The sequence below is a fragment of the Bounagaea algeriensis genome (genome assembly GCF_054491375.1).
Genome location: NZ_CM137102.1, coordinates 2,803,831 through 2,815,699 on the forward strand (window position 1 = coordinate 2,803,831; position 11,869 = coordinate 2,815,699).

The 11,869-nt window shown below is 68.7% G+C and carries 11 protein-coding genes; 4 read left to right on the plus strand and 7 right to left on the minus strand.

What is annotated here, in order from left to right; genetic code table 11:
• Positions 1-21 precede the first annotated feature (21 nt).
• The 3 genes from ACVGV2_RS12630 (at position 22) to ACVGV2_RS12640 (ending at position 3,234) form a co-directional block, all read left to right on the plus strand.
• Entirely contained in the window at positions 22-1,029 is a 1,008-nt protein-coding gene (locus ACVGV2_RS12630) for an NAD(P)-dependent oxidoreductase (RefSeq protein ID WP_459162571.1), read from the plus strand.
• Positions 1,026-2,117, plus strand: coding sequence for a DUF1015 family protein (locus ACVGV2_RS12635; protein WP_459162572.1), 1,092 nt, complete (start codon positions 1,026-1,028; stop codon positions 2,115-2,117). The genes ACVGV2_RS12630 and ACVGV2_RS12635 overlap by 4 nt, the downstream gene beginning before the upstream one ends.
• A 289-nt stretch (positions 2,118-2,406) precedes the next feature.
• On the plus strand, positions 2,407-3,234 hold the full coding sequence (locus ACVGV2_RS12640) for an SAM-dependent methyltransferase (RefSeq protein ID WP_459162573.1): 828 nt from the start codon (positions 2,407-2,409) through the stop codon (positions 3,232-3,234).
• Positions 3,235-3,434: 200 nt separating this feature from the next.
• Here the strand turns inward: ACVGV2_RS12640 and ACVGV2_RS12645 are convergent, their stop codons facing one another.
• On the minus strand, positions 3,435-4,664 hold the full coding sequence (locus ACVGV2_RS12645) for an RNA-guided endonuclease InsQ/TnpB family protein (RefSeq protein WP_459162574.1): 1,230 nt from the start codon (positions 4,662-4,664) through the stop codon (positions 3,435-3,437).
• A gap of 116 nt (positions 4,665-4,780) precedes the next feature.
• Between ACVGV2_RS12645 and ACVGV2_RS12650 the strand changes: the two genes are divergently transcribed.
• Positions 4,781-5,695: an arginase family protein gene (locus ACVGV2_RS12650; protein WP_459162575.1), complete on the plus strand. Its 915-nt coding sequence runs from the start codon at positions 4,781-4,783 to the stop codon at positions 5,693-5,695.
• Positions 5,696-5,970: 275 nt separating this feature from the next.
• On the opposite strand, the gene ACVGV2_RS12655 is transcribed toward ACVGV2_RS12650, so the two are convergent.
• The 6 genes from ACVGV2_RS12655 to ACVGV2_RS12680 all read right to left on the minus strand — a co-directional run bounded on the left by ACVGV2_RS12655 (position 5,971) and on the right by ACVGV2_RS12680 (position 11,862).
• Positions 5,971-6,351: a PIN domain-containing protein gene (locus ACVGV2_RS12655; protein ID WP_459162576.1), complete on the minus strand. Its 381-nt coding sequence runs from the start codon at positions 6,349-6,351 to the stop codon at positions 5,971-5,973.
• Positions 6,348-6,629: an AbrB/MazE/SpoVT family DNA-binding domain-containing protein gene (locus tag ACVGV2_RS12660; RefSeq protein WP_459162577.1), complete on the minus strand. Its 282-nt coding sequence runs from the start codon at positions 6,627-6,629 to the stop codon at positions 6,348-6,350. The genes ACVGV2_RS12655 and ACVGV2_RS12660 overlap by 4 nt, the downstream gene beginning before the upstream one ends.
• A 355-nt stretch (positions 6,630-6,984) precedes the next feature.
• On the minus strand, positions 6,985-8,133 hold the full coding sequence (locus tag ACVGV2_RS12665) for a thiolase (protein WP_459162578.1): 1,149 nt from the start codon (positions 8,131-8,133) through the stop codon (positions 6,985-6,987).
• Positions 8,130-8,522, minus strand: a complete 393-nt coding sequence (locus tag ACVGV2_RS12670; RefSeq protein ID WP_459162579.1) for a Zn-ribbon domain-containing OB-fold protein — start codon at positions 8,520-8,522, stop codon at positions 8,130-8,132. Before ACVGV2_RS12670 ends, ACVGV2_RS12665 begins: the two co-directional genes overlap by 4 nt.
• Entirely contained in the window at positions 8,519-10,684 is a 2,166-nt protein-coding gene (locus ACVGV2_RS12675; protein WP_459162580.1) for an acetate--CoA ligase family protein, read from the minus strand. The genes ACVGV2_RS12670 and ACVGV2_RS12675 overlap by 4 nt, the downstream gene beginning before the upstream one ends.
• A 29-nt stretch (positions 10,685-10,713) precedes the next feature.
• Entirely contained in the window at positions 10,714-11,862 is a 1,149-nt protein-coding gene (locus ACVGV2_RS12680; protein WP_459162581.1) for an acyl-CoA dehydrogenase family protein, read from the minus strand.
• Positions 11,863-11,869 lie beyond the last annotated feature (7 nt).

The window sequence follows — 11,869 nt, forward strand, 5'->3', positions numbered from 1 at the left end:
CGCAAGACACTGGAGGGGCCGATGAGGATCCTGGTGGCCGACTCCTTTCCCGAGGAGCACCGGAACCGGCTCGCCGAGGCGCACGACTGCGCCTACGAGCCGGACACGACCGCGGACCAGCTGCCCGACCGGCTCGTCGGGTGCGAGGTGCTGGTCGTGCGCAGCACCCGCGTCACCGCCGAGGCCCTGGAGTCCGCCGACGCCCTGCGCCTGGTGGTCCGGGCGGGTTCGGGGACCAACACCATCGACCGCGACGCCGCCTCCCGCCTGGGAATCCACGTCTCCAACGTGCCCGGGCGCAACGCGATCGCGGTCGCCGAGCTGGCCTTCGCGCTGTTGCTGGGCCTCGATCGCAACGTTGCCGACAACGTCGCCGACCTGCGCGCCGGGCGGTGGGACAAGAAGCGCTACTCCCAGACGCGCGGGCTCTTCGGCCGCAACGTCGGCGTCGTCGGCCTGGGTCAGATCGGTCTCGCGTTCGCCGAGCGGGCCGCGGCCTTCGGCACGCACGTGCACGCCGTGGCCAAGCCCGGCCGCGACCGTGAAACGCTGGACCGCGCCCAGGCCATCGAGATCACCTTCGTCGACGACCTTCCCGAGCTCGCACGCACGTGCGACGTGTTGTCGCTGCACGTGCCCGCCGCTGACACCACCCGGCACCTCGTCGACCGGGCCCTGCTGGAGCAGGTTCCCCCCGGGGCGATCATCCTCAACACCTCGCGCAGCGACCTGGTCGACGAGGACGCGCTGATCGAGGCGATGGACACCAAGGGCGTGCGGGCCGGGATCGACGTCTTCGCCGACGAGCCCGGCACCGGCACCGGCACCATCGACTCCCGGTTGGCCGCGCACCCCAACGTCTACGGCACCCACCACATCGGAGCGTCGACCGAGCAGGCGCAGGAGGCGGTGGCCGCCGAGGTCGTGCGCATGGTCGAGGAGTTCGCGTCGGGCACCGTGCTGCACTGCGTCAACTCGGAGGCGGCCCGCGAGTTCGCGCCGCCCCTGTCCATGAGCGAGGCGTCATGAGCTCCCCGCGCACCGAGGCCCCGGCCGCAGGGGTCACCGCGCGGCTGCCGCGCAGCCTGGTGCTGGACCGCCAGTGGGGTGAGTACCCGGGTGACGCGGCGCGGATCCGGGAGTCCTTCAACTCGGGTCGGTACCCGCTCCTGCCCGAAGCGGCAGTCGTCGTGTACCGCATCGCGGAAGGAGGGCACGAGCAGACCGGCGTCGTCGTCGAGGTGTCCGTCGACGACTACCGGGCCGGGCGGGTCCGACGGCACGAGGCCACGCAGCCCGAGCGGGAGCGGCTGCTCGACGAGTTCACCGAACTGTCCGGGATCGAGCAGATGCCCGTGACGCTCGCGCACTCCCCCAACGACGCGCTGCGGTGCGTGACCGAGCGGATCACCCCGACCGGTCCCGACGTGGATCTCACGACCGGGGACGGAACCCGGCACACCGTGTGGGCCCGGCGGGATCCCGAACTCGCGCGGGCGGTCGAGTTGGGCGTCAGCGGGATGGACGCCCTCTACATCGCCGACGGCCACCACCGGATGGCCGCGGCCGAGCACTACGCCACGCGACGCCACCACCTCGGCGCGGACCATCCGGCCGCGTTCACGCTCGCCGCGCTGTTTCCGCGCGACGAGATGCGGATCTTCGGCTACCACCGCTGCCTGCCCGTGCCCGGCGGGTCCGCGGCCGGGGTGTTCGAGAAGCTGGTGTCGCTACCCGTGACCGCGTGGTGGGAGGAGTGCACGAGCGCGGTCCCGGAACCGGGGGTCGTGGTGGTGCGTTTCGCCGACGAGTGCTACCGGCTGGGCCTGCGGCCGTCCGGCGCGAACGGGCACGTCCGCGCGTCGCTGGACGTGGTCACCCTCGACGAGGAAGTGCTGCCCGAGCTCGGGATCGCGCCGATCTCGTGCGGCAACGGCGCGCCCGAGAACTGCCGGCACCCCGCCGACGAAGCGGTGCAGTTCATCGCCCACCCGCCGAGCATCGAGCAGATCATGGCGGTCTCGGACGCGGGCCTGCTGATGCCGCCGAAGTCGACGTGGTTCGCCCCGAAACCCACACCCGGCCTGTTCCTGCGCGACCTGACCGGCCTCGCCTGATCCGCGCGACCCGACGACGCCCGCGCCGGCTACCGGTGAAGTGTTCCCGCTTGAGCGGACACTTCACCCAAGTCCGCAGCACATCCGGCAGCAACTCTGGGCGTCAGCCGGTCGAGGACATCGCCGCACACGTCCACGACGAGCAGATTCGTCGCTGATATCCGCACTGGCGCGAGTACGTATCCTGCAGCGGCCACTGTCGTTTCGCGCGGACGTGGCATCCTCGCTGGTGCCAGGCGGCGGTGACACCGCCGCCGCATCCGCCCGACGCGCGCGCAGGAGGCCGTCCATGTCCGATGAGCCGCAGCTCGAGCAGGAGTTGGCCGCCATCACCGGTGCCGCCGACCTAGACCGGCCGAACGCGGCGCGGATGTACGACTACTACCTCGGCGGCTCGCAGAACCTCGCACTCGACCGCGAGGCCGCGGAACAGGCTTTGAGCCGGTTTCCACACACCGCCCGCAGCGCGCAAGCCAACCGCGCGTTCCTCACCCGCGCGGTGCACTACTGCCTCGACAACGGGATCCAGCAATTCCTCGATCTCGGTTCCGGCATCCCCACCAAGGGCAACGTGCACGAAGTCGCCCACGCCCGCGACGCGGACGCGCGCGTCGCCTACGTCGACATCGAACCCGTCGCAGTGGCCCACGCCCGCCGGCTGCTGCACCCACTGCCGCAGGTGACCGTGACCCAAGCCGACCTGCGCGATCCGCAGCAAGTGCTCACCGCCCCGGGAGTGGCAGACCTGTTCGACTGGCACCAGCCCGTGGCCGTGCTGTGCGTGGCAGTGCTGCACTTCGTCAGCGACCGCGACGATCCCGGGACGATCCTCGCCCGCTACCGCCACGCCCTCGCCGCTGGCAGTGCCCTGGTGCTTTCGCACGTCAGCGACGACCAGCCCACCGAAGAACTCGCCGCACCCCACCGGGCCGTGGCCGAGGTGTACCAGCACAGCAACACGCCGGCCTACCTGCGCGACCGCGCCAGCATCGCCGCACTCCTGGAGGACGCTGCCCTGGCAGAACCCGGCCTCGTGGACGCACTGCACTGGCGACCCACCACCCCCAGCAACCCCGCCGACCGGTGCGGCTTCTATGCCGCAATCGCCCAACTCTGAGATCATGACCGAGCTGCTGCGTCGCTACATGCCCGACCAGCCTCCCGTGTGGACCAACGTGGGCGTTGCGGCCCTGGGATCCGAACATGCGGGTCGAGATCCGCGTGACCGCCACCTCCCGGGCTGACACCCGATCGCAGCACGATCGAAGCACAGCACGAGAACAGCCGACTCTTCTGCAAGTGAGGACCGTTCCTTGACTACTCCCCGCCCTGAAGGGCGGGGATTCCCTTCCGGCTCGCGCCAGAAAGTTCCTGCTTCCCAGCCAGTTGCCCCGTCCGGGAGGACTCCCGTTGAGGTCTCACACCGGCTCCACAGGCCGACACCGCCAGCCCGGCGGCCTTGATGTTCGTCGCGGCGTTCACGTCGCGATCGTGCGTGGTGCCGCACCCGGAGCAGGTCCAGGTGCGCAGGTGCAGTGGCATCGCCTCGGCGAGCCGGCCGCACGCGGAGCACGTTTTGCTGGAGGGGAACCAGCGGTCGACCGCGACCACCTCGCGGCCATACCAGGTGGCCTTGTACTCCAGCATCGTGCGGAACTCCGACCACGACGCATCGCTGATCGCGCGAGCGAGACTATGGTTGCCGAGCATGTTGCGCACCTGAAGGTCCTCGATCACGACCGTTTGGTTCTCACGGACGAGTCGAGTGGTGACCTTGTGCAAGTGATCTTTGCGGCGGTCGGTGATTCGCGCGTGCACGCGGGCCACCTTCCGCCGCGCCTTGGCCCGATTGTTCGAGCCCTTGTCCTTGCGGGACAGCTCCCGCTGGGCCTTCGCCAGCAGTTTCCGGTCCCGGCGTTCGTGCTTGGGGTTGGTGATCTTCTCGCCGGTCGACAGGGTCGCCAGCGAATCCAACCCGGCGTCGACGCCGACCGCCGTGTCCGTCGCGGGCAGGTGTTCGGTGCTGGTTTCGACCAGGAACGACACGAACCACCGGTCGGCCGCGTCGCGGGAGACGGTCACCGTGGACGGCTCCGCACCCTCAGGAAGCAAGCGGGACCACACGATGGCGAGGGGTTCGCGCATCTTCGCCAACGTGAGCTGCCCGTCACGCCATTTGAAGCCGGACTTGGTGTACTCGGCCGACTGGCGCGACTTCTTCCGCGACTTGAACCGCGGGTAGCGCGCCTGTTTCCCGAAGAAGTTCGAGAACGCGGTTTGCAGGTGCCGCAAGGCTTGTTGCAGCGGCACGCTGGACACCTCGCCCAGATACGACAGCTCGTCGGAGCGTTTCCACTCCGTCAGCAGCTTCGACGTTTCCGCGTAGTTCACCCGGCGTTGTTCGGCGAACCACGCGCGGGTTCGGGCTTCCAGGGCGAGGTTGTAGACCTTGCGGACACAGCCGAACGTGCGCAGCAGCTCGGTGCGCTGCTGCTCTGTTGGGTAGAAGCGGTACTTGTAGGCCCGCTTCACCTGCGTCCGACTCATACTTACATGCTAGCAACTTTGTACGTGAGAGATCGTTCTCGGTTGGTCACCCGGAACCACTCGGGATCGGCTCCTCCCCGGCGTGAACGCCGGGGTTTCCGCCGATTGGACCCCGGATGACCTCTCCCCACCTGTCGCCAGCTGGCGCCCCCCATTCCGATGACGCCCACCTGCGCCTGGTCTGGCCGCAATGGCAGGGCGCCGGCACCTCCAGCGTGCAGGCATTCGCCTCCGAGTTCCCGCTCGAGATCGCACACCGCGGCTATGCCGTGGGCACAACCGTGCTCGACGCGATCCTGCCGCCGCACGAGGGACCCACCGCGACCGTGCCGGTGACGATGTCCGACCACGGTCTGGCCGAACGCGACGGCATCGAGGCCAAAACCGTCGTCGTCGAGCAACTCGCGCGTGCTGTGGAGCTCGTTCGTGAGCACGAGCCGGCGCGGATCACCACGCTCGGCGGCGAGTGCGCCGTGAGCGTGGCACCGTTCGCCGCGCTCGCCCACCGCTACGGCGACGACCTGGCCGTGGTCTGGATCGACTCGCACCCCGACAGCGAGTACCCCCGACAGCGAGTACCCCGGTTATCACGCCATGGCCGCTGCCGTGCTGACCGGCCACGGTGCTCCCGAGGTGCAGCAGTTGCTGCCCGCGACCGTGCCGCCGGAGCGGTTCGCCCTGGCCGGACTGCACTCCTGGACCGACGACGACGTCGGCAACGTCGCCGCATGGGGCGTCACCTCGTTCAGCCCCGACGAGCTCCGCGCCTCCACCCAGCCGTTGCTGGACTGGATCGCGACCACCGGCTGCTCGCGCGTGGCCGTGACTTCGACGTCGACACCGTCGACAGCAACGAGGTCACCCTCGGCCTCGGCGCCGTACCAGGCGGGCTGTCCAGCACCGAAGTGCGGCGCATCGTCGCCGACATCAACGACTCCGCCGACGTCGTCGGGCTCACCATCGCCGAATTCCTCCCCCGACAAGTGATGCACCTGCAGCAGGTCCTCGACGGCTTCCCGCTGCTCCCGTGAACTCCTGCCCGGCAACGGCTCCGCATGACCGGCCTGAGCACGCCCGTCCCGCAGAACCGGCGGCTCGTGTCACGGCGACACCACAACGCCGCCGGTTCGGCGCGACGACGCCACCAGAGTCGTTGCGCGGCCGCCGGCCCTGGACGCGGACGAGCATCTTCTGGTGGCCGGCGTCGGAATCGAGCACAGGTTGAGTGGCGGCTCATGCCGTGTTCCTTACCAGGCATCCGGTGCATCTCGCGCGCAGCGCTCTGCCCGGACGGCTGGCACATGTCTCATCGGATCAGCTGGATCTCCACGTCGAGATCCAGCTTCCTCCATTCCTGGTCTGCTGTGAGCGCTGGAAGCCCGAGGCGGCGCGCCAGCACCAGGCACGCCCGGTCGCCGAGGGAGAGTCCGTGTTCGCGAGTGCGCGGCCACAGCTCGGCGGTGGCCAGCGCGTCCTCACCGGCGAACGGCGTGAGGGTCAGCCCCATCCCGAGGGATTCGGTGGCTGCCCGGCTTCCGTCACCGCCGTGCTGACTGATCTTCTGCGCGGCTTCGCTGAGGTTCACAGCGCCGATGACGCCGCCGTCGAGGTGCTCGTCGACCTGCTCGGCTCCGTCCTCGTTGCGCAGCCAGGCCAGCAGCGCGGAGGCATCGAGCACGCCGCTCATGCGAGGTCCTCGCGGGCGGCCTCGGCGCGCCGCTCGGCGATCAGTTCGTCGGACTGCGCCCCCGTGCTGCCGTCCGTGGGGGCCGCGAGCGCGCGGATGCGCCGGATCCGCGCTTGGCGGGTTTCCAGGACGAGCTCGCCGCTCCTGTCCGTGTGGATGTAGAGCGTGGCGCCGGGCTCGATGCCGGCAGCGTCCCGAACGGCCTTCGGCAGCGTCACGCGTCCTTGACCATTGACACCGACCACTTCTTCAATCTGCCCCCCGTAGCTGTATGACATGTCCTCATTGTGAGCAACACAGCTCATCATGTAAAGACACTGCACCCAATACTATGTCACTCCTCGTGCACTAGTAACACGTTTGCGCACGAGAAGTGGCTGATTTGGTCGCCCACCACCGCATCAGCGCGCTGTTCGCGATGCTCCGCGACGGCACTTTCCACCGGCCCAGAACCCCGCACCCCAGAACCCCGCACCCGCTTGCCGAAGGCATGGAGGCGCCCCGACGCGCTGTCCATGCCTCCGATGCGTTGCGCCGCTGCTGCTCACCGGACGTTGCGTCGCAGCCGCATCGTGGCGTCGCGGGTGATGACGGCGACCTTGTGCTGCAACATGAAATCTCCCGATGAGACGTTCAGAGCGTGTCCGCTGTGCCGAGCAGTGCGGTGACCTCGCTGGAGAGCACTCCGCCGTTGCCGTGCGCGAGGGCGACCTCGGCGCCTTCGACCTGACGTTGAGCACAACCCCCGCGGAGCTGGCGGACGGCTTCGATGACGGTGAAGATCCCGTACATTCCCGGGTGGCAATACGACAGCCCCCCGCCGTTGGTGTTCACCGGGAGCTTGCCGCCCGGAGCGATCAGGCCGTCGGAGACGAACGCACCGCCTTCGCCCTTGGTGCAAAACCCGAGATCCTCCAGGAAGAGGATCGGGTTGATGGTGAAGGCGTCGTAGAGCTCGACGACGTCCACGTCCTGCACGGTCAGTCCAGCCATGTCGAACGCGGCACGCCCGGACTCGGCAGCCGCCGTGACCGTCAGATCCGGCATGGCCGAGATGCTGCGGTGCCAGTTCGCTTCTCCCGCTCCCAGCAGGTACACCGGCGCAGCTGCTCCGTCGGGGGCGCGATCCGCCGCGGTCAGCACCACCGCTCCGCCACCATCGGTGACCAGGCAGCAGTCCCGGGTGGTGAGCGGATCACTGACCATGCGTGCCGCGAGCACGTCCTCGCGGGACAGCGGTTCGCGCGCGAAAGCAGCAGGGTTGAGCCGGGCCCACTCGCGCGCGGCCACGGCGACGTCGGCAAGTTGCTCACGCGCGGTGCCGTACTCGTACATGTGCCGCGCAGCGGCCAGAGCGTACATGCTGACCGGGTACCGTGGAGAATAAGGAGCCTCATACGGGTTGGGCTTGGACGGCGAGACCAGTCGTCCCCCGTCGGAGCGTTGAGTGCTGCCGTAGACGATCAGAACCGTCGTGCACAGCCCGGCGTTGATCGCCGATGCCGCATGCAGCAGGTGGGAGACGAACGAACTGCCGCCGATGTTTGAACTGTCGAGGTAGCTCGGTGTGATGCCGAGGTACTCAGCGGTGTCCATGGCCGCCATGGGGTAGTAGGATGAGGCCGTGAACAGTCCGTCCACAGCGGACTTGCTGATTCCCGCGTCAGCCAAGGCCCGCACCGTCGCCTGACCGACCAGGTCCAAGGGCGTCAGGCCGGAGGCAACCTCACCGAGGTCGGACTCGGCGACCCCGACCACCGCAGTGGTGCCACGCATGCTCATGACGAGCGCTCTCCCTCCCGGAACACCGCAACCGGCGTCCCCTCGTCGTCGGCGACGGCGAACGTGACCCGGGATCCGATGACGACCTGGTCGGGCTCGATGTCGTCGACCCGCGACATCATCCGGAATCCCTCATCGACATCGACCAGCACCACGTTGTGCATCCCGTGGCGGGAACGCACCGCAGTCGTCGAGTAGACGGTTCCGTGACCGTCGCTGCGGTGCCATCCCAGCTCCTCGCTTCCGCAGGACGGACACAGCACCCGCGGCTGGAACACCGCTGCCGAACAGGACCGGCACCGTTGGAACCGCAGTTCGCCCTGGGCAAGCCCCTCGCGGAACACCACGTCCGGAGCCGCGTCGCCACGGGTCCTCGTCTCGCTCGTCATCCGTGGTCCTTCCCTCCGTGCGTGAGTACCGCCAGGCAATCCACAGCGATCGCGCCGTGTCCGTGGGCGCCCAGCAGCAGCGGATTGATGTCGAGTTCGGTGATGTCATCAGCGAGATCGAAGGCCAACCAGGACAGACGGGCCACGATGTCCGCAGCCGCGTCGAGGTCACGGGGCGGCTGCCCCCGGACGGCGCCGAACAATCGGCTTCCGCGGAGTGACAGCAGGAGCCTCTTGGCCGCGTCGGGATCGAGCGGAGCCACACCGACTTGACTGTCGGCGAGGACATCCACCAGGACGCCGCCGAACCCGACAACCACGACCGGCCCGAACGAGGGGTCGTGCTTGATACCGACGATGAGTTCTGTCTCCGCGCGTTCCATCCGCTGGACGAGCAGGCGTGCACTGCTGTCGCCGTTCTTCCCGGCGACGCCCAGCAGGTCTTCGGCCGCGGTTCGCACGGACTCGGCTCCGGAGACACCGAGGCGCACACCGCCGATGTCGCTCTTGTGCCCGATGCTCTCGGACAAGAGTTTGACTGCCACGGGTTCACCCAGCTCCGCAGCGGCGGAGACCGCCCCGTCGGGGGTGTCGACGCAGAGCGCACCCGCGCACGGCACGCCGTAGGCCGCGACCACGCGGCTGGAGTCGTATTCGTTGAGCTGGCTGCGGCCCGCATCCCGTGCTCGCGCGATCACAGCGCGGGCGACGGCATCATCGATGTCGGCGGGGCGTTCAGCCGACGACAGCGGTGGGCGGAGGCTGAAGTCGGCGAGCACTCCCAGCGCCGCCGCCGCACGGCCCGCATCGGTGTAGCACGGGATGCCGAGCTCCCGCAGCCGTCGACGGGGCCGGCCGCTGCCGCCGGTCCACACGACGACCAAGGGTCGATCGGTGCGGTGGTGTGCCTGCTCGATCGCGCCGATGAGCGCTTCGGAACCGGTGTCCGCGTTGCCGAGCAGGACGGCGATCATGTCCGTGTCCGGATGCTCCACGGCGACTTCCAGGCCACGTCGCAGCAGTTCCGGATCGCTGACCAAGGTCGCGGTCAGGTCGATCGGATTGCGAGGTGACCCGTAGGTCGGGATCACCTCGGCCATCCGCTGCTGCCACCTCTCTTCCCAGGTCGGGACCTCGACGCCGTGACCATTGGCCATGTCCGCCATGAGGACACCGGCGCCACCGGACAACGACAACGTGGTCAGCCGCCGTCCCCGCGCGCGCCGGCCGGTGGCGAACAGTTGCGCCGCGTCGAGCAGGGATTCGGTGCCGTCGAGGCGGATCACGCCGGCCTGCCGCATCGCCCCGTCGAAGACGGCGTCCTCCCCGGCCAGAGAAGCGGTGTGCGACTGCGCTGCGCGCGCGCCGGCGGCCGAGCGGCCGACTTTCACGGTCAGCAGCGGCTTGTTCGACTCGTGCGCACGGCGGGCCACGTCCAGCAGTTCCCGTCCGTGGCTCACACCCTCGAGGTAGGCCAGCAGCACCTGCGCCTGCTCGGACTCCACCAGACCACCGAGGATCTCCGCGACCGACAGGTCGACCTCGTTACCGGTGTTGAAGTAGTGCGAAATCCCCACGCCCGACTGCTGGGCCTCGCTGAAGACGAAGGAGCCGAACGCCCCGCTCTGGCTGACGAACGCCACCGGTCCCTCGTGCAGGTCGACGTCCTCGTCCAGGGCCGAGGTGAACGTCGCCATCGCCCGGTCCCGCACGCTCATCATGCCCAGGCAGTTCGGGCCGAGCACCCGAACACCGGTCTCGTCGATCGCGGCCTGCAGTTCCTCCTGCAAGACCGCACCGCGGCCGCCGACTTCGGCGAAGCCGGCCGCGCCCACGATCACGACCTCGATGCCGTGCTCGGCACAAGCTCGCACACCTTCGGCCACGTGCTCGGCCGAGAACATGATGAACGCGAGGTCGATGTCGCCGTCGACATCCTCGAGGCTGCGATGGCTGGGCAGGCCCTGCACCTCGGTCCGAGTGGCATTGATCGGCAGGATACGTCCGGTGAAGCCGAACCGCTTCAAATAGTCCACCGGCCTGCCGGACAGTTTGATGGGGTTGTCCGAAGCGCCGAGCACCGCGATCGAGCGCGGGTGGAGGAGTTTCTCGATGACCTGATCACGACTGTCAACACCGGACATGACCTCGGTAGCACTCACGGTGCTGCCACCTTTCTGCTGTTGCACCGTCATGCGGCAGACCGGCTCAGGAGCTGCTTGGCGATGATGAGCTTTTGCACCTCGCTGGTGCCCTCGTAGATGCGAAACACCCGGGAGTCGCGGTAGAAGCGTTCCACCGCCACACCGCGCATGTAGCCGGAGCCACCGTGCACCTGCACCGCACGATCGGCCACCCGCGAGACCATCTCGCTGCAGAACAACTTCGCGCTCGACGGTGCCATGCGGGCATCGGTACCGGAGTCGAACTCGCGAGCCGCCTCGAGCACCATCGACCGGCCGGCGTAGAGCTCGGCCTGCGACTCGGCCAGCTGCGCCTGCACCAGCTGGAAGCGACCGATCGGGGCGCCGCCTTGCTCGCTGGTGGCGGCGTACTGGACTGCCTCGTCGAGGATCCGGGTCGCCATCCCGACGCAGAGAGCGGCGATGTGCAACCGGCCCCGCGTCAGCGACGCCATCGCCGCCCCGAACCCGGTGTCCTCCTCTCCGCCGACCAGCGACTCCGCGGGAATCCGCACGTCATCGAAGAAGACCTCGGCGGTGTGCGCACCGGACTGGCCCATCTTGGCGTCCGGCTGCCCGATCCGCACCCCGGAACGGCCCGTCTCCACCAGGAACACCGAGATCCCCTTGTGCGGCGCAACGTTCTCGTTCGTGCGGGCGAAGACCACCAGCACATCGGCTTCCGGGGCATTGGTGATGAATCGCTTGGTTCCGGTCAGCACGTAGTCATCACCGTCGCGCACGGCCCGCGTTCGCACCCGGCTTGGATCCGACCCCGCGCCGTCCTCTGTCAGCGCGAACGAGGCGATGGCGTCTCCGGACGCCAATCGAGGCAGCCACTGCTTGCGCTGCTCCTCGGTGCCGAAGCCGACCAGCACCTGTCCGGCGATCCCGTTGTTGGTACCGAACATCGACCGCAGCGCCGGAGTCGTGTAGCCGAGCTCCATCGCCAGACGTACGTCCTCGCTCGTCGAGAGCCCTAGCCCGCCGTACTCCTCGGGCAGTGCGAAACCGAAAAGTCCCATCTCGGCAGCGGTGTCCCGCAGGCGCTGCGGGATCGCGTCGGCCGCCTCGATCTCGTCCTCGCAGGGAATCACCTCGCTGCGCACGAAGTCACGGACAGTCCGCAGCACGTCGTCGAACAGTTCCGAATCCATCTGTCCC